Below are 22,363 nucleotides of genomic sequence, written 5' to 3'. Positions count from 1 at the left end.
TGAGGAGCAAAAATGGTACAACGTAATTATTCAACTTATGGCGCTTCGACCACGCAGACTGCGGAGTTTGACGAGGGCCTACGCGCTTACATGCTCAAGGTCTATAACTACATGGCCTCTGGCGTGCTGCTGACCGGCATCGTAGCGATGTTTGTTGGCAACAGCCCAGCCATGCTCAACGCAATTTACGGCACCGGCCTACACTGGATTGTAATGCTGGCACCACTCGCGTTCATTATGGTGATGAGCTTTGGCATCAATAAGCTTTCATCCGGCGCGCTACAGATGATCTTCTGGGCGTTCGCAGCCACGATGGGCGTATCGATGGCATGGATATTCACGGCCTACACGGGCACCAGCATCGCGCGTACCTTCTTCATCACAGCGGCTACTTTTGGTGCGCTGAGCCTCTATGGCTACACCACGAAGAAGAGCCTGTCTGGCATGGGTACCTTCCTGTTCATGGGCCTCATTGGCTTGATCATCGCCAGTATCGTGAACATCTTCCTTGGCTCCACAATGTTGCAGTTCGTGATTTCTGTGGTTGGTGTTCTGGTGTTTGCGGGCCTCACCGCCTATGACACGCAGCGCATCAAGGAAAGCTATTACATGATGGCGACAGGTGAAGCCGTAGCCAAGGGTGCGATTATGGGTGCAGTTGCCCTGTATCTTGATTTCGTGAACCTGTTCATGATGTTACTGCAATTCCTTGGCAATCGCGAATAAACGAAGCCATAATAAACAGTTGAAAAGCCCGGCCTGAGTGCCGGGCTTTTTGTTTGCATCAACAGCCCAAGCCAACGACTATTGCAAAAGCTGCAGTTTTGCCTATTTTGTCTAACGTTGTCATTTTCGGCATACGTGTGCCAACGAGGAGAAAAGACAAATGGCCAAAGAGCGCCTCCTGTCGCTTGATGTATTTCGCGGGCTTGCCGTTATTGGCATGATCTTCGTGAACAGTGTTGCAGTGTTTCATTACGGCGCCGATGTGCCAGCTTACGGCATTTTCCTGCACGCACCGTGGGCGGGCCTGACGATTGCCGACCTTGTTTTCCCTTTCTTTATTTTCATGGTGGGCGTGTCCCTGCCCTTCGCGCTTTCCGGCGTGAAAGACACAGCCCCCACGCGCAGCCTTATTCTCAAGCTTATCAAGCGCGCTGGTCTCTTGTTCCTCATCGGTCTCGCGCTCACACTGTCCTTTGCGAACTGGTCTGAGCCCATACGCCTTCTGGGTGTTTTGCAGCGCATCGGCATTACCTTCCTTGGTGCGGCGATCTTCTTCATTGGCTATGGCTGGCGTGGGCAACTGGGTCTTATCGTCATCATCCTTGTTGGCTATCACTTCCTGCAGATGATTCCGATCCCGGACGGTGAGGTCAACCTCTTGGAGCCCGGGCTCAACTATTCAAGCTGGTTTGATCGTTATTTCCTTGGCGACCATGTATACGCCAGAAATGAACCTGTGCCTTTTGAACCTGAAGGTCTTCTCGGTACCCTGCCAAGCATTGCGCAGGCGCTGATGGGCGCACTCACGGGCATGTATATTCGCAAGAAGGGTGCAGGCATGGGGCTGCTGCGCAACATGTGCCTCACTGGTCTTATACTGGTGTGCCTTGGTTTTGCGCTGGCGGACATTCACCCTATCGTCAAAGCCACATGGTCATCCACCTTTGTACTCACCACCTCAGGCCTCGCGCTTCTTGTCTTTGCCATTCTCATATGGATGCTGGATATCAAAGGCTGGCGTGGGCCGCTAGCAAGCTTTGGCCAGGCTTTTGGTATCAACGCCATCACGGCTTATGTGATCCACACCTATCTGATGGGGCCGGTGCTTTTGAACGGCGTTACCGCCAGCCTGCAGCAAACACTTTCCACTTCATTGCCAGCGGAGCTGGCCATGCTGCTGCCCGTTATCATCGTAGTGCTCCTGTGCTGGGTGCCCGTGGCGGTGATGCAAAAGCGCGGCCTCATATTGAAGGTGTAAGCGCCGCGCGGTGTCATCACGAAAACGGATGACTTAGGGTTTCATTTCCGTAACAATGTGGCCGAACGCTACAGCGCAAAACAAAACGACCCCAGCGCCCACGGGCAGGAGCGACCTTCAGGCTATGTCTATCACATCCGAATTTTTTCACCCCCGGACGATCCTGGCGAGGGTTCTGATTGTTGGTGCACTCGGGGCGCTTGTTTGGGCCGGATATAATGGCCACTTGGTGCCGGTGCGTGAATTCCTGAATGACGAACGGCTGACGCTGGAGTTCATGGAGTATAAAATCTCCCCCTACACAGTGCTCAAGGGGCTGTTGATCATCTTTGGTTTCTTCTGGGTGTCGTCGCTCGTTTCAGCTCAGATTGAAAAGCGTATTGCAGGCATTGCCCGTATGCGGGTCAGCAACCGGGAACTGCTCTCAAAAGCGGCGACGCTGATCATTTATTTCATCTTTTTTGTCGCCGCGCTCGATATGATCGGGATCGACCTCAAGGCGCTAACTGTGCTTGGAGGTGCGGTTGGTATCGGCATCGGTTTTGGCTTGCAGAAAATCACCTCCAACTTCATCAGCGGTATCATTCTGCTGGCTGAAAAGTCTGTCGAGGTGGATGACCTGATTGAGCTTTCCGACGGCACACAGGGGTTTGTGCGCCACACCGGCGCGCGCTATAGCCTTGTTGAAACCTTCGACGGCAAAGAGGTCATGGTGCCCAATGAGGACTTCATCACCGCGCGGGTGATCAACTGGACACTGACCAACAAACATGGCCGGGTAGAGATTGTGGTTGGAGTCTCTTATGGCGCGGACCTTGATCTGGTGCACAAATTACTGCTTGAGGCTGCGCACGAACATGAACGCTGCGCCGAATTTCCCGAACCCGTGTGTTATCTGGATGGTTTTGGCGACAGCTCAATAAATTTCACGCTTCATTTCTGGGTCGCCGACGTTACCGAAGGCAGGCGTGGCCCGAAAAGCGATGTGCAGTTCACCATATGGCGGAAGTTTGCTGAAAACGATATTGAAATACCGTTCCCGCAGCGCGATCTGCATATCAAATCAGCCCCGAAGGGTTTGCTGAGGGAGCCGCGTGATGATGCGTCCGATGCCAAGGCGGAAGATAAGCCATGACAGATAAAGCCCTTCTCAGCGCCATATATCTTCGCGATGGTGCAGACACCGGCAGGCACGCCCAGAAAGGCGCGGATGATATTGATGAACCGATCTGGCTGCATTTCAACGTGGCCGGGCCAGACGCAAAGGCAGAACTAAAAAAGGCCGCCCCCTATATTGATGAGGCGATGATTGATGCGCTATGCGCGACCGACACCCGTCCCCGGGTTGAAGAGTTTGAACATGAATATCTGGTGATTTTGCGCGGTGTGAACCTTAACCCGGATGAAGACCCGGAAGATATGGTTTCCCTGCGCATCTGGAGCGACGGCAGCCATGTGATCAGCGCTCAACGGCGCTCGGTTTATGCTGCACGAAAGCTTGCAGCCAAGCTGGAGGCGTCAGAAACACCGGCGAGCTCATCGGAAGTGATTGTGGGCCTCACCGTCAATATCATTGAAAACATGGCGACCCCCATCGCGGATTTGATGGAAGAGATTGACGAGCTGGAGCTTGAAATGATTGATGGCGGCAAGCCGGAGCACCGCCTCAAGCTGGCTGACCTCAGGCACAAGGTCTTGTTGCTGAGACGCTATTTTAACCCGCTCCGCGCTGCGGTTGGCCTTCTCAAGGACCTCGCCACCACTTGGCTTGGGGAGAAATACACCAGACGGCTACGGAACGCACACGACGACCTGACCCGGCACCTTGAGGACCTGGATGCCGCTCGTGACCGCCTGCAATTTCAACAGGAAGAGCTGGTCACCGTGCTGTCTGACAGGCTCAACCGCAATATGTATACGCTGTCTATCGTGGCGGCGATTTTCCTGCCGCTTGGTTTCCTCACCGGCCTGTTTGGTATCAATGTTGGCGGCATGCCGGGGGTTGAAAGCGACATCGCCTTCTGGATTGTGACTGGGGGCTGCACAGCCATCGCGGGTGCGCTGGCGCTCTTCTTCCGGCGGAGCGGCTGGTTCTAGTCAGGCGCCAAGAACGTCGCGAATAGCGCCAGTGAGGGTGCCAAGATCATCCTCACTGATGGTAAGCGGCGGCGTCAGATAAACAATGTCGCGGAAGGGGCGTATCCACACCCCGCGCTCAACAAACTTGGGCTTCAATGCCTCAAGCCCGGATGCATCATGAAGCTGCACCACGCCAATGGCGCCTTTTACGCGCACGCTTTTCACGTTTGGCGCAAAACCGCAGGGTGCCAAGTCGGCCATCAACTGTCCTTCAATGGCATGCGCCTTTGCGGCATAGTCTTCTCGTTCGAACAGATCGAGCGACGCGTTGGCAGCTGCACAGCCAAGCGCATGGCCCATATAGGTCGGGCCGTGCATCAGGGCTTTCATAGGGTCGTCGTCATAGAAGGCATCAAACACACCCTCGCGCGCCACACACACCGAAAGCGGCGAAACCCCGCCTGACAGCGCCTTGGAGAGTGTGACCATATCCGGCACAATACCGGCCTGTTCAATCGCGAACCGTGTGCCGGTGCGGTAAAAGCCAGTGAAAATCTCATCCACAATCAGCAACACACCTGCCGCGTCGCATGCCTCACGCAACCACTTCAGGGTCTCTGGCTGGTGGAACACCATGCCGCCAGCACCCTGCACTAATGGCTCCGTAACTACCGCCGCAACATCAGATGCATGTTTCTTAAGGAAATCAGCAAACAGTGAAGCTTCTTCCGGTGTGCGCGGCAGGTCGGCAAGCAGGTTTCTCGCCAGCACATCACCAAAAAGACCGTGCATACCTTCTTCCGGGTCGCATACCGCCATGGTGCCGAGCGTATCCCCGTGGTAGGTGCCACGGAAATGCACGAACTTCGTACGCTTTTCCCCGCGGTTGAAATAATACTGCAGCGCCATTTTCATCGCGACTTCAACGGAGACCGAGCCTGATTCCGCAATGAACGCGCGGTTCAGGTCACCCGGCAACATTGCCGCCAGGCGCTTGGCAAGCTTCAGCGCAGGCTCGTTTACCATACCGCCAAACATGGCATGCGGCATGGCTTCAAGCTGCTGCTTCATGGCATCGAGAATATGCGGGTGATTGTAGCCGTGAGCCGCAGCCCACCAGCTTGAGATGCCGTCAATAAGCTCACGCCCGTCAGCAAGCGTGATGCGAACACCGTTTGTGGAGGCCACAGGCAACGGCGGTACAGCCGTTTTCATCTGGGTATAGGGCAGCCAGATATGGCCTATGCCCTCATCATACCAATTTGGTGTCTCTGGCATATCAGGCGGGGCTGAGGCCCAGCTTGGAGAAGAGAGCCATGTCTTTGTTGTTTTCAGGGTTTGGCGTGGTCAGAAGCTGCTCACCGTAAAAGATGCTGCTGGCGCCCGCGAGGAAACAGAACGCCTGAGTTTCCTCAGACATTTCCTGCCGGCCAGCGGAGAGGCGCACTTCAGCCTTCGGCATCATGATACGTGCGACTGCAATGGTGCGGACAAATTCAAACGGGTCAAGCTTTTCAACGTGCTCAAGCGGTGTGCCCGGCACGGCCACCAGCATATTGATCGGAACACTGTCCGGGTGTTCATCAAGATTCGCGAGTGTCATCAGCATTCCTGCACGGTCTTCAGGTTTTTCACCCATACCAACGATACCGCCAGAGCATACATTGATGCCTGCGTCGCGCACCCGATTCAATGTGTCGATCCGCTCCTGATAGCTGCGCGTGGTGATGATCTCTTTATAGTATTCTTCAGAGGTATCCACATTGTGGTTATAATAGTCGAGGCCAGCGTCCTTGAGCTGTTTGGTCTGGCAGTCATCCAGCATACCAAGGGTCATGCAGGTTTGCATGCCAAGCGCTTTCACGCCTTCCACCATGGCAAGGATGCTGTCCATATCCCGGTCTTTCGGGCTGGTCCATGCAGCGCCCATGCAGTAACGCGATGCGCCGCCTTCCTTGGCCCGCTTTGCGGCGTCAATCACGCGCTCAACTTCCATCAGCTTGGTCGCTGTCAGGCCGGTTGTTTTGGCGTGCTTCGCAGACTGGGAACAATAGCCACAGTCTTCTGCGCACCCGCCGGTCTTGATCGAGATCAGTTGGCTGAGTTGTACCTTGTTGGGGTCGTGATACAGGCGGTGAACGCGTTGTGCTTCGAACACAAGGTCCATGAACGGCATGGCAAACAACGCCATGATCTCATCCCGGCTCCAGTCGTGACGGATGGGAGCATCTTTTGGCGTGATGGCGACAGGTGCGTTCATGAAAAACTCCTTGGGGCTATTTGCCCCGGAAAATCGCGGCTGCGCGGGGTCAAGTCAAGTAAAATTACCTAACCGCAAGAGTGTGCATGCTTGCTTGACGGCTGGCTCACAAGCGCCTAAGCCAGCATCCATGACCAGATTTGACCATAACGGCTCAAGCCTTAACGCGTTTGCGCAAAACAAACTGGCGCAGCTGGAAGCCAAAAACCAGCGCAGGCGCCTTGTTGAAAGCAGCCGTGCGGGCGCCATGAGCATGCACGTGGACGGCGGGCCGGAGCTTATCAGCTTTACCGACAATGACTATCTGGGCCTTTCCACGCACCCGAGCGTGATCGCGGCCGCACAAGCCGCAACAGCTGAGTTTGGTGCAGGAGCGGGCGCGAGCCGCCTGGTGACCGGCAACCACCCGCTATACAGCAAACTCGAGCAAACACTCGCACGCATCAAAGGCACGGAAGATGCTGTTGTTTACGGTTCCGGCTATCTTGCGAACGTGGGCATTATCCCGACAATCATCGGCAAGAATGATCTGATTATCGCGGATGAGCTTATCCACACCAGCATCCACGGTGGTATTCAGCTCTCCAGAGCAACCATCCGGTTTTGCCGCCACAATGATGTGGCGCACATATCCGAGATACTTGAAGCTGAGCGAGCCAATTTTGGCCGCGCCCTTATTGTGGTGGACGGTGTGTATTCAATGGATGGCGACATCGCACCGCTTAAGGAATTGGGCGAGCTTGCGAAGGTGTACGACGCCTGGCTTATGAACGATGACGCCCACGCGCTTGGCACCATCGGTGGAGGGCGTGGCAGCCTGCATGAGACCGGCGCGCACGGCCTTGTGCCATTGCAGATGGGCACGCTTTCCAAAGCCGCAGGGGCTTACGGCGGCTATCTGGCTGCATCAAAATCAGTGTGTGATTTGATGCGCACCCGCTCCCGCTCTTTTATCTATACCACCGGACTTCCGCCCGCCGCTGTTGGCGCGGCACTCAAGGCCCTGGAGCTGATAGAAGCAGACCCAAACCTTGTGGCGCGCCCAACCAAGCTTGCCCAGCACTTCGCAAAAGAGCTTGGCCTCAATAAGCCCGTCACACCAATTGTACCGCTTGTTATTGGCAGTGAAGCTGACGCCCTTAAAGCCTCGGCAGACCTTGCCGATCTAGGCTTCAAGGTCATAGCCTTTCGCCCACCAACCGTGCCCGAAGGCACATCCCGTCTCCGCTTCTGTTTTTCTGCAAGTCACCGGGATCATGACGTTGAACGGCTTATTGCCGCATGCAAAAAACTAAGGCTGGGAGGTGTAGCGTGAAGGGGCTTTTCATCACATCAACCGGGACCGAGATTGGCAAAACCCTGGTTACCGCCACCTTGTGCCACCAGTTGAAATCAGCAGGCAAACCGGTTGCTGCGATCAAACCCATCATCAGTGGTGTGACAGATAACACCATGGACGGGAGCGACACAGCGCTGATTGCAGCAAGCCTTGGACTGCCAATGACGTCCAACGTTGTAGAGCGTATTTCACCTTTCCGGTATAAGGCACCGCTCGCGCCCACGATGGCTGCAGTGCTTGAAGGCCGCGCACTTGATTACGAAGACCTTATCCGCACCTGCCGCATCGCGATGGCTGAAAACCAGTTTACCCTGGTTGAAGGTGTGGGTGGCTCGTTTGTACCTCTTACTGGTGATCGGTTGGTGGCTGACTGGATCAAAGACCTCGGGCTTGAAAGCCTGCTGGTAGTTGGCAGTTACCTCGGCACCATATCGCACACTATCGCAACGCTTGAAGCCATGCGCGCTCGCGGGCTTGTTATAAGGGCAATTGTGATCAGTGAAAGCGCAGGCGACAACCCTGACCTCATTAAAACCGCCAATGAAATACGCCAGCTTACAGGGCTTGAAGTTTCTACTATCCCGCGCCTACCGATTATCCCTGAGCCGTGGACAGTGGCCCCCGATCTTACGCACCTTCTCTAGAAGTCTCTGTAGGCGGCAAGCCTTACCGAGCATTGACGCCTTCTGCCCGGCATCTTTGTCCGCACCAAATATTCCAGTCGGACCGACCAACCGCACACGAACCCCAAAGCTATTGAAATGCTTCGCCTCTCCTACGCTGAGTAGAAACTGGCACGCCTGTTGCTCTTAATGCTGGCAAGTTTCACTCGCTACCTTGAGGAAGAAAGATCATGCAACAGTCTTTGCCATTTGACCCAAACTTTTACTTCGGCCTTGTGGCCGACAATCTGCTTAAAAATCTGGGTCCAAAAGCATTGACCTACGCTGACGAAGCTCTTTCCAAGATGAAAGCAATCGGCGACGAAGAAGGTTTCGACCTCTGGCTTGCGATCCATGAGCAGCTGACCACTAAAGCGGCTGGTTGTTTCCGCAACGAGACCGCGGTCATCCACTAATTTTGTTTTGAGTTTGGACGGGTCATCTCTCAGCACCCGGCACCTAACCGGCCCGTCCTTCGACCGGGATATACCCAGTCCCGGTCACCAGCCCGCCCCTCACCCAAGGGGCGGGCTTTACTTTGCCTGACATGTCATTTGTGCTCAAACATTGGGAAAGTTTCCCACTAATTTGAGCTGCGCCGAATTTTTCATCTATCTTTCACTTGCTTGAAACTTTCTCACGTGCAGTAATTCAACCTATAAAAAGAACCGATCACCAGTTGGAGACTGTTAGTGAACAGTGTCAGCACGCTCATAGGCCAACTTGAGAATGCCGCGACAAGCCATGATGTTTGGCAATACTTCCTCGATTTCATCGAGGGACGCAGCTTCAAGTGCGCCACATACGGCTATTCATACGCCCCTATCAACACGGCAATTGAAACTGAAAACGGTAAAGAGACCCATGTGCGTGTTTCTCTGGCGGGCCGTACCTGGATCACCAGCATGCCCAAGGAAGGCGTGGAAGAATACCAAAGCCGCCGCTATGAAAAAGTGGACCCTATGATCCACCAGATCGAGAAACGCTCCATGCAACCGCTTTATATGGCACGGGAACTTCTCGACCCAAATGACCCCAACTTCAAGGGCTTTGATTTTATTCTGCAGCGCGCCGAACATTACGGTATTTTCTCCGCTGTCGGCTTTCCACTACGCCATGCTTTTGGACGCGGCCACGGGGAAGTGACCCTGCACGCTGCCCACCGTATCGGCAAGCTGCAGGAGATCATGAAAATGCACGGTGACGAAGTTCATCTGGCAAGCATCTACATGCACACCTTCTATCAGCCGCTGGAACGGAAGGAACGCGCCGAGCGCCTAGGCATCAAAGGTCGCCCCCATGAGGTGTTGCAGCAGCTCAATGCAGGCCTCACCAACGGGCAGATTGCCATACGCCTCGGTGTAAGCGCCCCAACCGTATCGTTCCATATCAAGGAGTTGAAAGAGGCCCTTGCCTGTACATCAACGCGGGAAATACTACCCAGCGCCCTTAAACTCGGCATTCTTGACGACTAGTCCCGACCCGCAAACAAAAAACGCACGCCGCTGTTAACGCGCTATTGAGAAATAGCGCCTAATCTGAAATGTATCTGCGCGCACAGGCATGATTGGGTTGGTTGGAAACCGTCAGGGCAGTATGTAATGGAACCTTCTGAACACGAGTTTGACGCGACGCTGGACGCCACAGGCCTCGCCTGCCCGATGCCGGTACTGAGGGCAAGACGCACGCTTGATGACCTTGAAGCTGGCCAGCTGTTGCTCGTGATTGCATCAGACCCCGCATCGATGCACGACATGCCCGCCTTCTGCTCCATGGCGGGGCACACGCTTTTGATGGCGCATTCGAAAGACGGTAAATTTTACTATGAAATTCGCAAGGGCAAGGCCTGAACATCTGCGATCGTGGGCGATTGATTGCTTACTTCTTGCCTAGCACACCTGCAAGCCAACCAGCCCCCAACGCCACAAACACCGCCATCAGGCCGTATAGAAATGGCATATCGTGCGCAAAACTATAGGCGGCGCGCTCAAACCCTTCTTTGTCCACATGCAGGCTGATCCGGTGGCGCGCTTTCATACTGCCCTTCTGGAACACAAATGTTTCAACCAGAAACTCGCCAATCGGTACGTTTGCAGGCAAATGTATGTCGGTACGAAACAGCCCTTCATCCACCACGCTGACCGTATCAATCTCCTGTCGGTACAGCCCCTCACCTGCCCGCAGGCGAAACAGTGCGTCCCTGAACTCAGGCGGCGGGCGCATCAGACCTCGTCCGCTATCCGCCACAAGCGGCAGGTTCTTGAAACCAATGCCGTAGCTTGCAAAAGCAATCGGGCTCGCAATTTCTTCAAGCGGCCGCGTGGCAGCAACGGCGTAATAACCCGGCGCTGCCGGGAAGCGGATGTTATCCGCATTGACCCATATACCGCCGACCCGTTCCTTACGCCGGACGATGGTCGGCGTCTCTGGGCCCCGCACCACAATCACCACATCATATTTGTCATAAAGTGTATTGATCGCCGTGGCGCCAACCGCTCCGAACAGGATGAGTTCTGCACCATCAAAGCTATACCGGATTTCAATACGCTTGTTTGAGAGATCTGTGACAATTGCCCGCGCAGGAGCCGTAGCGGCAATCATCAGCAGCAGTATGCAAAGGAGCCGGCGCATCAGTGCTTCTCCCCTAGGTCCGCGGCATCAGTCACGCTATAAAGCTCACTAGGCTCAACAACGAGCCCAAGGCCCATTTTCATGCAAACCAGCAGCACCATAAGCCCCAAAAGCGCACGCAACTGCTCGGCCTTGAGTTTAAGCCCGATCGACGCCCCGATCTGTGCGCCAATTACCGCGCCTGGCAGAAGGAGGATTGCAAGGAAGATATCCACCGTTTGAGTATTCACGGAATGGAAGATTGTGGTGAGCGCCGTAACAAAGATGATCTGAAACAGCGACGTGCCAATCACAACATTCGTGCGCATGCCGAGGATATAGATCATGGCTGGCACCATCACAAAACCACCGCCTACACCCATGATCGCAGACAGAAGCCCGACGAACATGCCAATGGTCAGCGGCAAGAGCGCCGAGATATAGAGATGCGATTTACGGAAGCGCATTTTAAAGGGGAGCGCATGAATCCAGGCTTTATGCCTTTCCTCTCGCGGCTTCCGGGGCGGAACATAGCCGCGGCGCTGCCGGAGAATTGCCCGCAGGCTTTCCCATAACATCAAGCCACCAACGGAACCGAGGAACACGACATACGCCAGCGAGATCATGAGGTCGACCTGCCCGAGCGAGCGCAGATAAGTAAACACCTGCGCGCCAAAGTAGGCACCAACCGCGCCGCCCGCAATCAGCACCATGCCCATCTTGATATCTACGCCCTGACGACGCCAATGGGCGAGCGCGCCGGACACGGACGCGGCAGTGATCTGGTTGGATTGGGTCGCAACCGCAACGGCAGGTGGCACACCGGCAAAAATTAGAAGCGGGGTCATCAGAAAACCACCACCAACACCAAATACGCCAGATAGAAAGCCGACAATCGCACCCATACCGATGACGAGGAAAATATTCATCGAAAGTTCGGCGATGGGTAGGTAAAGCGGCATATGTGGACTGATCCCAAAAGGACAGCAATTGGTTTATAGTTCTGTCCTACCTAAAGTGGCGGCTGAATGCAAACAGATAGCCGCTTTACTCCCAGAAATATGGGGTTTAACGCGCCTTACGGGTTCGCTGACCCGCATGGGCTCATTTGTCTCAGCCACGGACACCAATGGCCTTTATATAGGCCCTCAGTGCGTTATTTATAAAATATCGAAGTGAACCACCCATTCTTGGGTTTAACTCGAATATGGCCGGCTGTCCGTCCGCATCCAGTTTATAGTCAATGCAACAGAAACCCTGATAACCAACCGCTTCCAATATACTTTGGAAAAGCGGATAGAATCTGCTGTGGTTGATCTCCTTGAGGAGATCCGGTTCAGCCCATTTTCCAAAAACAAAGCGGTCATGGGGAAATTCAAACTCGATTGCGCGCGCAAAGGTAATCCTCCCATCAAGCATGAGCAGATGGCATGCATACTCATACTTGCTACTGACATACACCTGTTTGAAAAACAGCGATGACCTCAGTTTTGCAGCATGTTTCGCTTCATCGGCCTCATTCTCTATCAGAACCGATGACCTACCCCATTCGTCAATCGAGGTTTTTAGAATGTAGGGAAAGCCTATGTTTTTACCGGTTTCTGGCACATGGCCAGCGAAGCCGCTATTCCGCAGAAACCGGTTAAAGGCGACCTTATCATTACATAAGGCTATGGTTTCTCTTTTCGGTAGCAAGCACGGAATAGGTTCCCCCGCGTCCCGCTTGATATGGAGACGCGCGGCCGCCGCCAACGTGAGTGGGAACACCGCGGCATACCCGCTACAGTCGGTGTGCGGATCTGAAAAGTCCCTGAAGTCAGCCTCAAAGTCGCGCAGCCGGGCGCGGATATGGGGCTCCCAATCATCCTTGGTGGAGAAAAGTATTCTGGGGTGCACATTCCCACCTGTCGAGGCGGCACCCTCATCAGGCTGCCGTATAGGGTTACTCATAACTGACCTTTTGCTCCTTCCGGGCGGGAACCGACGCCGAGCATTTCTATCAAAGCGTTATACCGTGCCGGAAACGCCTTTACTATTCCTGCGGCCAAAACGCGCGAGGGCGTCTTCCATCGCAGGCGCCAGCCTACCCGTAAGCCAAAGCGATAGCATTTTATAATCTCCAAGAAGCGACCACCACGCATAATCAAATGTCGCGGGCCGGTTTTTCTCAAACACATAATGCCCTGCCCAGGCGAACCCGTACCCGATCACAGGGTAGACCAGCAGCAGCCACCAGGTCTGGCTATAGAGCGCATAGATAAAAACAGCCGTCGCCAACATGGTCCCGGTATAGTGTAGGCCTCGGCAAACCGGGTCGGAATGCTCCGCCAGATAATATGGGAAAAACTCCCGGAAACTCTCAAATTTTGGTGCCATTTTATCCTCCCTCTGATCCGAGTCGTGTCGTATTCAGCCGTCTCCCGCGGCACGGCGCCAAAAAATCATACTGGTCCGTCTAGAAAATATAGTGCGAAACCAGCAATCTAGCAAATATCATACGCGCACCTGTTGACGTTAACGTAAACGTCAACTAGATAATGGAGAGCATTAATGGGAAGGATGCAATGCAAACGGAAGATTTAACCGTCACTTATTCCATCAAGGAATTGGCGTGCGATTTTGGTGTTACGTCTCGCACGCTCAGACACTATGAGGACCAAGGCTTGCTCACACCCGAGCGCCAGGGCCAAAATCGTATCTATCATGCGCACGACCGCGTACGCCTTGCCTGGATACTGCGCGGCAAGCGTGTTGGCTTCTCCTTGCAGGAAATTGGCGAAATGCTCGATCTATATGATCTGGGCGACGGCCGGGAAACCCAACGCTCCGTGACCGTAGACAAATGCCGTGAACGTATCCGCGCACTTGAGGAACAACGTGACGACATCAATGCCACCATCGACGAGCTGCACGACTTCTGCTCGCTGATCGCGAATCTTGTTCGGTGCAAAAAAACCGGGCGTTGGCTCAGGCGGGATACCGGCGAGCCACTCAGCCACTACGCACCAAAAAAATGACATTAAAATCCCCTACACACATAAACAGACATAGTTGAGGTATAAAAATGCCAACCTATCGCGCTCCCGTAAAAGACATGAGCTTCGTGCTCAATGACGTTCTGAACATTGGCCAGTATCATAACCTGCCAGGGTATTCCGAGGTCAGCCCTGACCTTGTCTCCGCCATTCTGGAAGAAGGCGCGAAGTTTTGCGAAAACGAACTTCAGCCGCTCAACTATTCAGGGGACCGCGAGGGCTGTACGCGCCACGACGATGGCAGCGTAACCACACCAAAAGGCTTCAAGGAAGCGTACGCCAAGTATGTTGAGGGCGGTTGGGCCGGCCTCACGCAGCACGAAGACTTTGGCGGGCAAGGGCTGCCGCACGTTCTTGGTTTCTGTTTTGAAGAGATGATGATCTCATCCAACCACGCGTTTGCCATGTATCCGGGTCTGTCTGCGGGTGCGATGGCCGCGATTTCAATCGACGGTACAGACGAGCAGAAGCAGAAGTATCTGCCCAAAATGGTTGAAGGCAGCTGGACCGGAACCATGAACCTGACGGAACCACACTGCGGGACCGACCTTGGCATGCTGCGTACCAAAGCTGAACCTCAGGATGACGGCAGCTACAAGATCTCAGGCACGAAAATCTTCATCTCCGCGGGCGATCATGACCTGGCTGAAAACATCATCCATCTGGTGCTTGCGCGCCTGCCAGATGCGCCAAAAGGCGTGAAAGGCATCTCGCTCTTCATCGTGCCTAAATACAAGGTTGGTGAAGACGGCAGCGTTGGTGAATTCAACAATGTGAACACAGCGTCCATTGAAGAGAAAATGGGCATTCACGGCAACTCAACCTGCGTCTTGAACTACGACGGAGCCACAGGCTACCTGATTGGTGAAGCGCACAAGGGCCTCCGTTCCATGTTCATCATGATGAACGCAGCGCGAATTGGCGTTGGCATGCAGGGCCTTGGCAACTCTGAGGTTGCTTACCAAAACGCCGCTGGGTATGCGCGTGACCGGCTGCAAGGCCGCTCCATCGCCGGGCCTAAAAACCCCGAAGGCCCGGCAGACCCAATCATCGTGCACCCGGATGTACGCCGTATGCTGATGAACGCTAAGGCGTTCAACGAAGCATCCCGCGCGGCAAGCTTGTGGTGTGGTGTACTTATTGACCTTGCACACAATGCGGAAACCGAGGAAGAACGTCAGTGGGCAGACGATATGGTGAGCTTGATCACCCCCATCATCAAAGGCGTGTTCACGGATCGCGGCTTTGAATATTGCGTCTCGAGCCAGCAGATTTTTGGCGGCCATGGCTATATTGCCGAGCATGGCATGGAACAATTTGTGCGCGACGTGCGTATCACTCAGATCTATGAAGGCGCCAACGGCATTCAGGCGCTTGACCTCGTGGGCCGTAAGCTTGGCGCAAACGGCGGACGCGGCATTCAGGCGTTCTTCAAATATGCCGGGGAAATCCGGGAAGCAGCCAAGGGCGATGACCGCCTGCGCCCGTTCACTGATGCACTCGGTTCAGGCCTGAAAGACCTTCAAGCCGCCACCATGTGGTTGATGCAAAACGGCATGCAGAACCCTGACAACGCTGGCGCGGGTTCAACGCCTTACATGCACCTCTTTGGCCATGTGCTTCTGGGCCTGATGTGGACCCAGATGGCAAAAGTTGCAGCTGATGCACTGGACGCGGGCACATCCGACCCTAGTTTCTACGAGAACAAACTGATCACAGGTCGCTACTACATGAAACGCCGCATGCCGGAGATTAAAGCCATGCTTGCGGAGCTGGAAGCGGGCGCAGATGAAGTGATGGCGCTTGACGCTGCCAACTTCTAATTCAAAAGGGAATTCAAAATGACCGAAGCTTATATTTATGATGCTGTCAGAACTCCTCGCGGCCGCGGCCGGGCGGATGGCAGCCTGCACGAAATTACACCGGTACAGTTGGCAACTCAGGTTCTGCAAGCTGTGCGTGACCGCACCAATGTTGACACCGAGAATGTGGACGACGTGGTGCTGGGCTGCGTGTCACCGGTGGGTGAACAGGGCGCCAACATCGCCCGCGTCGCAGCCATCAACGCTGGCTACGCAGAAACCACCGCAGGCTTTCAGGTAAACCGTTTTTGTGCTTCCGGCCTTGAGGCCGTGAATATCGCAGCGGCCAAGGTTATGTCAGGTGAAGCAGACATGGCCATCGGCGGCGGTGTTGAAAGCATGAGCCGTATCCCCATGGGGTCAGACGGCGGAGCATGGCCATCAGACCCATCTGTGGCGTTTGACAGCTATTTCGTACCGCAAGGCGTGTCAGCCGACCTGATAGCAACCAAATACGGCCACAGCCGTGACGATGTAGACGCCTACGCTGTTGAAAGCCAGAAGCGGGCGAAAGCCGCATGGGATGACAAGCGTTTCTCAAAATCCATCGTGCCCGTGAAGGACGTTGTTGGCATGAATGTGCTGGACCATGACGAGTTCATGCGCCCTGAAACCACCATGCAGTCCCTCGGTGCGCTGAAGCCTTCTTTCATTCAAATGGGCGAGTTTGGCTTCGATAACGTCGCGATCCAGAAATACCCTGAGATTGAGCGTATCAACCATGTGCACCACGCAGGCAACTCGTCCGGCATCGTGGACGGTGCGGCGGCTGTGCTAGTCGGCACTAAAGAGATGGGCGAAAAATTTGGCCTGACACCGCGGGCACGCATTCGCTCAATGGCGTCGGTGGGCTCCGAGCCGACCATCATGCTCACTGGCCCAAGCTTCGCCGCAGAAAAAGCACTGAAGCGCGCGGGCATGGGCAAATCAGACATCGACGTCTGGGAGCTGAACGAAGCCTTCGCCTCTGTTGTGCTTCGCTTCATGCAGGCGCTGGATATCGACCATTCAGACATCAACGTGAACGGCGGCGCCATCGCCATGGGTCACCCGCTGGGTGCAACCGGCGCCATGATCCTTGGCACTGTGCTTGATGAGCTGGAACGTTCCGGCAAATCCACAGCCCTGGCCACGCTTTGCATTGGTGCAGGCATGGGCACCGCCACCATCATCGAACGCGTATAAGAAGCGAGAGGGAGAGATATTATGACCGAGACCATTCGTTTTGAGGTTGACGGCGACGGCATCGCGCTTCTGACCATCGACCTGCCAAACACTGGCATGAACGTATTTAACGCACAGCTGATTGAGGACCTCGACACCTGCGTTGACAAGGTGCTGGCTGATGAGGCCATCAAGGGCGCGGTTATCACATCGGGCAAGGATGCCTTCCTTGCAGGCGCTGACCTCAATATGCTGGGCAGCCAGTCAGGCGGCGACGCAACTCCAGAGGAAGCCTTTGAAAGCGCCTTCCGCCTGAACAAGATCCTGCGCAAGATCGAAACCGGTGACAAACCCCGGAAAGAACTGGCGCTTCAAGGCACCAAACCTTTTGCGGCGGCTGTTAATGGCCTTGCACTTGGCGGCGGGTTTGAGCTTGTGCTCGCGTGTCACTACCGGGTGATTTCAGACACCCCTAAAATGCAGCTTGGCTTCCCTGAAGTTATGGTTGGCCTGCTGCCTGGTGCTGGCGGCACACAGCGCCTGCCGCGTATTGTTGGCATTCAAGCTGCGGCCCAAGCCATCACCACCGGCAAGCCATACAATGGCCAGATCGCCCTTGGTCTTGGCATCGCCAACGAGATGGCACCAACCGCAGATGTGGTTGAAAAAGCCAAAGCATGGGTGAAAAAATCACCAAGCGCGCTCGCGCCTTGGGACAAAAAAGGCTTCAAATATCCGGGCGGCGCAGGAGCCATGAACCCGGCGGCTGTTCAAACCTTCATTGGCGCAAACGCCATGGCGCAAAAGCAAACGCAGCACAACTACCCCGCCGTTCAGGCGATCCTGTCCTGCCTTTATGAAGGTGGTATCGTTGATTTCGACACGGCCATCCGTATCGAAAGCAAATATTTCATGAAGCTGCTTGCGGGCCCTGTGGCTGGCAACATGATCCGCAGCCTGTTCATCAACAAACAAGCTGTTGAAAAGGGCTCACTCCGGCCGGATGGATTTGAGCGTAAAACCGTCAAGCGCCTTGGCATGCTGGGCGCGGGCCTTATGGGTGCTGGCGTAGCATACGTATCCGCCAAAGCGGGCATGGAAGTTGTGCTTCTGGACCGTGAGATGGCGGCCGCCGAAAAAGGCAAGGACTATAGCCGCAATCTCGTCAAAAAGGGTGTTGAGCGCGGCAAGGTCAGCCAGGATAAGGGCGACGCCCTACTCGACCTCATCACGCCAACAGACAATTATGATGACCTGAAGGATTGTGACCTGATCATCGAAGCGGTGTTTGAAGCAGAAGACATCAAGAAGGACGTGACGGAGAAGACTGAAGCAGTGATTGGCAAGGACATTGTATTCGCTTCCAACACCTCAACGCTGCCGATTACGGGCCTGGCCAAGAACTTCAGCCGCCCGCACCAGTTTATCGGCATTCACTTCTTCTCACCGGTGGACAAGATGCCGCTTGTAGAAATCATCATGGGTGAGAAAACCGATGATGCCACGCTTGCACTGGCGCTTGATTATGTGAGCCAGATCAAGAAAACCCCGATTGTCGTGAACGACAGCCGTGGTTTCTACACCAGCCGCTGCTTCGGCACTTATGTGCAGGAAGGTTACGCCATGGTGAAAGAAGGCGTGAACCCTGCACTGATTGAAAACGCAGGCAAAATGGCTGGTATGCCGGTCGGCCCGCTAGCTGTGGGTGACGAAGTGGCAATCGACCTTTCCTATAAGGTTGGCATGGCAACCAGAAAGGCGCTGGGCGACAAATATGTACCCTCTCCCGCCGATGGTTTTGTTGAAAAAATGGTGGTTGAACTTGAGCGTTTTGGCCGCAAAAACGGCAAGGGTGCTTATGTATATCCTGAGGACGGCAGCCCAAAACACCTCTGGCCGGGCCTTGAGGAACATTTCCCGCTGGCAGATGACCAGCCAAGTGTGGATGATGTAAAATCACGCCTGATGGTTCGCATGGCAGTTGAGTGCGCGCGGTGTTTTGAGGAAGGTGTGCTTCGCGACACAGCCTCAGGCGACATCGGCGCCATTTTTGGTTGGGGCTTCGCACCGTTCACCGGTGGGCCGTTCAGCTTTATCGACACCATGGGCGTGGACGAATTTGTCATGGCGGCTGACCGCCTTGCCCAAGCCTACGGCGAGCGTTTTACACCGCCAAAGCTTCTCAGGGACATGGCTGAAAAAGGTGAGACCTTCTATACAAAAGGCGACACCCGCGGCCGCATCCCTGCCAAGGCTGCATAACTAGGCACAACATATACCGAAAGGGGCTGCCTCGATATTTGCTCGGGGTGGCCTTTTTTTGCGCAAGAGATGTAAATAATACTTTACATTGAGTTAAGTAATGCGTACATAAAGAAATGTAAAAAATATTAGACATCTAGAAAAAGGAATTTTACATGTCTTTTCACGAAAAGAGCACAGCAGCGATGCTCGCAGGGATCATCATTGTATACAGTTGGTATTTCAGCAAGATGCGAGCGGTTGCTTCCACCACACATGTGGAAGAAGGCGTTGTTGCCATCGCCACCATTGCCAGCTTGCTTGCAATTACCGTGGCTATGCTAGTGGCCATCGCTATTGTTGCACATATCGCTATTGCCATTTACGAACAAACCACCACCGGTGATGTGGACGACACAATGGATGAACGTGACCAATTGATAGAGCTGAAGAGTGAACACCGCTCCAGTACTGTACTGAGCGTCGGTGTGCTAGCGGTGCTGACTCTCATGTTGATGAATTATAGTATGTTCTGGACAGCCAACGCATTGCTCGGCGCATTGGTTTTATCAAGTATCACCAAATGCGCATTCAAACTTTACTACTATCGCTTCAAGGGTTGAAGCCATGGGTAAAAAAACACGCATCACCAACAACATCCGCACGCTCAGGTTCATGGCTAGCGAGATGACACAGGCCGAGCTGGCGAAGCGCATCGGCATGACCCGCCAGACCATTATTGCCATTGAACAGGAGCGATACTCACCCTCCCTTGAGGCGGCCTTCCAGATAGCCCACGCCCTCAACACACCGCTTGAAGAGGTGTTCCAATTTGCCGATGACACATCGGCTGCAAAGGACTAAGTACCCTTGCCCTCAAGCCTCAGTGAGGTAAGCTTGGTGGCAAGGAGATGTATTTTGACGTTCACGATCGACCCCCAATTTCAGGATCTTGGCTTTGCCGTCCATCTGGGTATGCTGGACTTTACCGTAGGGGTCAGGCCAAGCGATGATGAGCTTCAAGGTACCATGAAAAATGGGGCGGAGCTGCGGCTTGAGGAACTGATGGGTGAGGCTGCGTCTACCGACCCGGTGATTGCGAACGTCCGCGCAGCCTTCAAGGTCTGCGGCAAGGACCCGAGCCGATACCGGCCGTCATCCGAAGCGCTCACCCGCCGCGTGATCGCTGGCAAGGGGCTTTATCTCGTCAATAACGTAGTGGATTGCGGCAATCTGGTCTCGCTGATGACTGGTATCCCGGTCGGCTGTTATGACGCCGCCAAAATCGAGGGCGATATCCGCCTGACCATTGGCGAAGCAGGTGAGGAATACGCAGGCATCGGGCGAGGCAAGATCAACCTTGAAGGCCTGCCCGTCATGCACGACGGCATTGGCCCGTTCGGCACGCCCTTTTCCGATAGCGCCCGCACCAATATCGATGAGGCCACCACAAAAATCACCTTCGTGCTTTATGGCTTGAATATCGATATTGCCCATGTTGAAGCAGCAGCCGAGATCGCCGATACGCTGATCACCAGTTTTTGCGCCCCTGCTCACTAGGGTCGCTTGACCAGCCGCTAAAATGCCACTTATAGTGAATGTTACTATATTACACATCCAACTCGGGGGACATGGATGACACGGCTGTTTTTTCTCTGCTGCATTCTGCTTTTCAATTCATTTCCTGCACGCGCCAACCAGACTGATGGAATAGAGCTTCTCAACGCCACGCTTGTCGCACGCCTGCATCTGTCGCACAGGGCGGAAGATGGCCAGATGGTCGGGGCCTATCAGGTAAGCTTCCGTGCGGTTACGGATACACCCGTGACGAAGGTGAGCGTCCTCCTAAACCCTGGGCTTGATGTCCTGAAGGTTGTGGGTGCAGGCAATAAATCCCTGCAGGTGAACAGACGCACAACCAGCATCACGGGCGCAACTGGGCTCCGCCTAAACACAGCCACCATCACGCTCCCAAAAGCGCTTAAAAAAAACAAGGGCCGGGCCGAGATTGTCATCCACTATAAAGGCCACCTGAAAGACCTTTCCGCACAAGGCTTGGATGGCGTGCCGGAAACGCTGAACCCCGATTTCACGATGATCCGCTCTCAAGGCTTCGCTTATCCCTTAATTGCGTCGCCTGACATGGCTTCTATTGATCAGGCATGGAGCCGAAACCCTTTTCATCAGGTCGCCTTTCTTGACGTGCCGGGGAACAATACCGTTGTTGGCAACCTGAGCATCGCACAAAAAACCACCCGCGGTGACATCACCAAATTTGAAATGAAAAGCAGCCGCCCTACAGGGCCAATGGCGCTGGCGATTGCTCCCTATAGGGTGACCACGCTGGGCCCGATAACCACAGCAACATTGCCCCAAGATGCAGCGGCAGACTCAACCTTTTCCGGGCATGTAGAGCAAGCTACGGCAGCACTTGAAGATATGTTTGGTGCGCCAGCAAGTAACGCCCGTATGACAATCGCCGCCCTCCCGCCGGGTTACCGTGTGCCCGAAGGCCGCGGGGCCTATTTCGTAAATGGGAGCGACCTTGCTGGTACGCCCGCGCTAAAGACGGCACTGTTTGACATGTGGCGCATGAGTCCGGATGGTCGCGCCGGTCACTGGGCGGCGGGTTTTGACACGGTACTTGCGGCGATCATTCGCGGTGAGCAGGCGATGACAACCATGCGCCCCAACCTTTTTGCTCGGAGCAAAACACTGATGGCGGATGACAGCGCCTTGGGCAAAACTGCCCTCGCCGATTATGTCATTGAGGGCTATTCCAATGAGAGTGATGCCGTCAGCGCCTTAGCCTTTACCGCTCTCCGCGACCTTATGGGAGAAGAAGACTTTTCCATGCTTGTCATGAAGATCCGGCGTAACCTCGGCGCGGGTTATACGGATATGGCATCGGTGGCGGAATTTCTTGAGCAAAGCGTTGAGCACAAGCATGCCAAAAAACTTGTGAAAAACTGGTTCGCTGGCGGTAAGGCTGGGAAGGATATCAGCCGCGCCGACAGCTATGATGAACTGCTCTCACGCTACCGGTAGCTTCTTTTTGGTCTAATAGCTGGCCCTCTCCGCAATCAGCCCAATATCACACATAAAGACTGGGAGACTGGGAGGCTGA

22 protein-coding genes and 1 pseudogene are annotated in these 22,363 nt (G+C 54.6%); 17 read left to right on the top strand and 6 right to left on the bottom strand.

The annotated features are described in order from the left end of the window. The first annotated feature begins 12 nt into the window (after positions 1-12). The 4 genes from ACOOGA_RS11915 (at position 13) to ACOOGA_RS11900 (ending at position 4,081) form a co-directional block, all read left to right on the top strand. Positions 13-726 (top strand): Bax inhibitor-1/YccA family protein, encoded by a 714-nt coding sequence (locus tag ACOOGA_RS11915; protein WP_417456000.1) that lies wholly within the window; start codon positions 13-15, stop codon positions 724-726. 160 nt (positions 727-886) lie between these two features. Next, the gene (locus ACOOGA_RS11910) at positions 887-1,984 is read left to right on the top strand and encodes an acyltransferase family protein (RefSeq protein WP_417459726.1); all 1,098 of its coding nucleotides are present in this window, start codon (positions 887-889) and stop codon (positions 1,982-1,984) included. Positions 1,985-2,108: 124 nt separating this feature from the next. Beyond that, a complete protein-coding gene (locus ACOOGA_RS11905) occupies positions 2,109-3,119 on the top strand; it encodes a mechanosensitive ion channel family protein (RefSeq protein ID WP_417459725.1) in 1,011 nt (336 codons plus the stop codon). Continuing rightward, complete coding sequence (locus ACOOGA_RS11900; protein WP_417459724.1) at positions 3,116-4,081, top strand: zinc transporter ZntB; 966 nt, start codon at positions 3,116-3,118, stop codon at positions 4,079-4,081. The genes ACOOGA_RS11905 and ACOOGA_RS11900 overlap by 4 nt, the downstream gene beginning before the upstream one ends. Here the strand turns inward: ACOOGA_RS11900 and ACOOGA_RS11895 are convergent, their stop codons facing one another. Next, positions 4,082-5,341, bottom strand: coding sequence for an adenosylmethionine--8-amino-7-oxononanoate transaminase (locus ACOOGA_RS11895; protein WP_417459723.1), 1,260 nt, complete (start codon positions 5,339-5,341; stop codon positions 4,082-4,084). A 1-nt stretch (position 5,342) separates the two neighbouring features. After that, complete coding sequence (gene bioB / locus ACOOGA_RS11890; RefSeq protein WP_417459722.1) at positions 5,343-6,323, bottom strand: biotin synthase BioB; 981 nt, start codon at positions 6,321-6,323, stop codon at positions 5,343-5,345. 130 nt (positions 6,324-6,453) lie between these two features. Between bioB and ACOOGA_RS11885 the strand changes: the two genes are divergently transcribed. The 5 genes from ACOOGA_RS11885 (at position 6,454) to tusA (ending at position 10,174) form a co-directional block, all read left to right on the top strand. Beyond that, the gene (locus ACOOGA_RS11885; protein WP_417459721.1) at positions 6,454-7,638 is read left to right on the top strand and encodes an aminotransferase class I/II-fold pyridoxal phosphate-dependent enzyme; all 1,185 of its coding nucleotides are present in this window, start codon (positions 6,454-6,456) and stop codon (positions 7,636-7,638) included. After that, positions 7,635-8,306 carry a dethiobiotin synthase gene (bioD, locus tag ACOOGA_RS11880; RefSeq protein ID WP_417459720.1) on the top strand — a complete coding sequence of 224 codons (672 nt, stop codon included), beginning with the start codon at positions 7,635-7,637 and terminating at the stop codon, positions 8,304-8,306. Before ACOOGA_RS11885 ends, bioD begins: the two co-directional genes overlap by 4 nt. Before the next feature lie 209 nt (positions 8,307-8,515). Further along, positions 8,516-8,740, top strand: coding sequence for a hypothetical protein (locus tag ACOOGA_RS11875; RefSeq protein ID WP_417459719.1), 225 nt, complete (start codon positions 8,516-8,518; stop codon positions 8,738-8,740). A gap of 276 nt (positions 8,741-9,016) precedes the next feature. Further along, complete coding sequence (locus ACOOGA_RS11870) at positions 9,017-9,799, top strand: helix-turn-helix transcriptional regulator (RefSeq protein WP_417459718.1); 783 nt, start codon at positions 9,017-9,019, stop codon at positions 9,797-9,799. Between the two features lie 126 nt (positions 9,800-9,925). Further along, complete coding sequence (gene tusA, locus ACOOGA_RS11865; protein WP_417459717.1) at positions 9,926-10,174, top strand: sulfurtransferase TusA; 249 nt, start codon at positions 9,926-9,928, stop codon at positions 10,172-10,174. A 28-nt stretch (positions 10,175-10,202) separates the two neighbouring features. Here tusA and ACOOGA_RS11860 read toward each other — a convergent pair whose 3' ends face one another. From ACOOGA_RS11860 to ACOOGA_RS11845, 4 genes and pseudogenes are all read right to left on the bottom strand, one after another. Next, complete coding sequence (locus ACOOGA_RS11860) at positions 10,203-10,955, bottom strand: TIGR02186 family protein (RefSeq protein ID WP_417459716.1); 753 nt, start codon at positions 10,953-10,955, stop codon at positions 10,203-10,205. After that, positions 10,955-11,896 (bottom strand): sulfite exporter TauE/SafE family protein, encoded by a 942-nt coding sequence (locus tag ACOOGA_RS11855; RefSeq protein ID WP_417459715.1) that lies wholly within the window; start codon positions 11,894-11,896, stop codon positions 10,955-10,957. Before ACOOGA_RS11855 ends, ACOOGA_RS11860 begins: the two co-directional genes overlap by 1 nt. 151 nt (positions 11,897-12,047) lie before the next feature. Next, positions 12,048-12,542 carry a hypothetical protein gene (locus tag ACOOGA_RS11850; protein WP_420428758.1) on the bottom strand — a complete coding sequence of 165 codons (495 nt, stop codon included), beginning with the start codon at positions 12,540-12,542 and terminating at the stop codon, positions 12,048-12,050. 471 nt (positions 12,543-13,013) lie between these two features. Beyond that, a pseudogene (locus tag ACOOGA_RS11845) lies at positions 13,014-13,310 on the bottom strand (Mpo1-like protein); the annotation flags it as partial. A gap of 188 nt (positions 13,311-13,498) precedes the next feature. On the opposite strand from ACOOGA_RS11845, the gene ACOOGA_RS11840 reads away from it, so the two are divergent. From ACOOGA_RS11840 to ACOOGA_RS11805, 8 genes are all read left to right on the top strand, one after another. Further along, positions 13,499-13,951, top strand: a complete 453-nt coding sequence (locus tag ACOOGA_RS11840; RefSeq protein ID WP_417459713.1) for a MerR family transcriptional regulator — start codon at positions 13,499-13,501, stop codon at positions 13,949-13,951. 47 nt (positions 13,952-13,998) lie between these two features. Beyond that, positions 13,999-15,792 (top strand): acyl-CoA dehydrogenase C-terminal domain-containing protein, encoded by a 1,794-nt coding sequence (locus tag ACOOGA_RS11835; protein ID WP_417459712.1) that lies wholly within the window; start codon positions 13,999-14,001, stop codon positions 15,790-15,792. A gap of 18 nt (positions 15,793-15,810) precedes the next feature. Continuing rightward, positions 15,811-17,016 carry an acetyl-CoA C-acetyltransferase gene (locus ACOOGA_RS11830; protein ID WP_417459711.1) on the top strand — a complete coding sequence of 402 codons (1,206 nt, stop codon included), beginning with the start codon at positions 15,811-15,813 and terminating at the stop codon, positions 17,014-17,016. A 21-nt stretch (positions 17,017-17,037) separates the two neighbouring features. After that, the gene (locus ACOOGA_RS11825) at positions 17,038-19,257 is read left to right on the top strand and encodes a 3-hydroxyacyl-CoA dehydrogenase NAD-binding domain-containing protein (RefSeq protein ID WP_417459710.1); all 2,220 of its coding nucleotides are present in this window, start codon (positions 17,038-17,040) and stop codon (positions 19,255-19,257) included. A 155-nt stretch (positions 19,258-19,412) separates the two neighbouring features. After that, positions 19,413-19,859 carry a hypothetical protein gene (locus ACOOGA_RS11820; protein WP_417459709.1) on the top strand — a complete coding sequence of 149 codons (447 nt, stop codon included), beginning with the start codon at positions 19,413-19,415 and terminating at the stop codon, positions 19,857-19,859. Positions 19,860-19,863: 4 nt separating this feature from the next. After that, the gene (locus ACOOGA_RS11815; protein WP_417459708.1) at positions 19,864-20,100 is read left to right on the top strand and encodes a helix-turn-helix transcriptional regulator; all 237 of its coding nucleotides are present in this window, start codon (positions 19,864-19,866) and stop codon (positions 20,098-20,100) included. Between the two features lie 54 nt (positions 20,101-20,154). Next, the gene (locus ACOOGA_RS11810; RefSeq protein ID WP_417459707.1) at positions 20,155-20,796 is read left to right on the top strand and encodes a B3/4 domain-containing protein; all 642 of its coding nucleotides are present in this window, start codon (positions 20,155-20,157) and stop codon (positions 20,794-20,796) included. Between the two features lie 75 nt (positions 20,797-20,871). After that, positions 20,872-22,284, top strand: a complete 1,413-nt coding sequence (locus ACOOGA_RS11805) for a hypothetical protein (RefSeq protein WP_417459706.1) — start codon at positions 20,872-20,874, stop codon at positions 22,282-22,284. The last annotated feature ends 79 nt before the right edge of the window (positions 22,285-22,363 follow it).

It is taken from the genome of Kordiimonas sp. (assembly GCF_965216265.1).
GTDB lineage: Bacteria > Pseudomonadota > Alphaproteobacteria > Sphingomonadales > Kordiimonadaceae > Kordiimonas.
The sequence above is the reverse complement of the archived record's forward strand: the minus strand, read 5'-3'. Positions and strand labels throughout refer to the sequence as shown.

Bases quoted from the DNA above. Each gene is read 5' to 3' on its own strand.
- ACOOGA_RS11915 (WP_417456000.1), top strand. From the start codon at position 13: ATGGTACAACGTAATTATTCAACTTATGGCGCTTCGACCACGCAGACT.
- ACOOGA_RS11910 (WP_417459726.1), top strand. From the start codon at position 887: ATGGCCAAAGAGCGCCTCCTGTCGCTTGATGTATTTCGCGGGCTTGCC.
- ACOOGA_RS11905 (WP_417459725.1), top strand. From the start codon at position 2,109: ATGTCTATCACATCCGAATTTTTTCACCCCCGGACGATCCTGGCGAGG.
- ACOOGA_RS11900 (WP_417459724.1), top strand. From the start codon at position 3,116: ATGACAGATAAAGCCCTTCTCAGCGCCATATATCTTCGCGATGGTGCA.
- ACOOGA_RS11895 (WP_417459723.1), bottom strand. From the start codon at position 5,341: ATGCCAGAGACACCAAATTGGTATGATGAGGGCATAGGCCATATCTGG.
- bioB (WP_417459722.1), bottom strand. From the start codon at position 6,323: ATGAACGCACCTGTCGCCATCACGCCAAAAGATGCTCCCATCCGTCAC.
- ACOOGA_RS11885 (WP_417459721.1), top strand. From the start codon at position 6,454: ATGACCAGATTTGACCATAACGGCTCAAGCCTTAACGCGTTTGCGCAA.
- ACOOGA_RS11875 (WP_417459719.1), top strand. From the start codon at position 8,516: ATGCAACAGTCTTTGCCATTTGACCCAAACTTTTACTTCGGCCTTGTG.
- tusA (WP_417459717.1), top strand. From the start codon at position 9,926: ATGGAACCTTCTGAACACGAGTTTGACGCGACGCTGGACGCCACAGGC.
- ACOOGA_RS11860 (WP_417459716.1), bottom strand. From the start codon at position 10,955: ATGCGCCGGCTCCTTTGCATACTGCTGCTGATGATTGCCGCTACGGCT.
- ACOOGA_RS11855 (WP_417459715.1), bottom strand. From the start codon at position 11,896: ATGCCGCTTTACCTACCCATCGCCGAACTTTCGATGAATATTTTCCTC.
- ACOOGA_RS11840 (WP_417459713.1), top strand. From the start codon at position 13,499: ATGCAAACGGAAGATTTAACCGTCACTTATTCCATCAAGGAATTGGCG.
- ACOOGA_RS11835 (WP_417459712.1), top strand. From the start codon at position 13,999: ATGCCAACCTATCGCGCTCCCGTAAAAGACATGAGCTTCGTGCTCAAT.
- ACOOGA_RS11830 (WP_417459711.1), top strand. From the start codon at position 15,811: ATGACCGAAGCTTATATTTATGATGCTGTCAGAACTCCTCGCGGCCGC.
- ACOOGA_RS11825 (WP_417459710.1), top strand. From the start codon at position 17,038: ATGACCGAGACCATTCGTTTTGAGGTTGACGGCGACGGCATCGCGCTT.
- ACOOGA_RS11820 (WP_417459709.1), top strand. From the start codon at position 19,413: ATGTCTTTTCACGAAAAGAGCACAGCAGCGATGCTCGCAGGGATCATC.
- ACOOGA_RS11815 (WP_417459708.1), top strand. From the start codon at position 19,864: ATGGGTAAAAAAACACGCATCACCAACAACATCCGCACGCTCAGGTTC.
- ACOOGA_RS11805 (WP_417459706.1), top strand. From the start codon at position 20,872: ATGACACGGCTGTTTTTTCTCTGCTGCATTCTGCTTTTCAATTCATTT.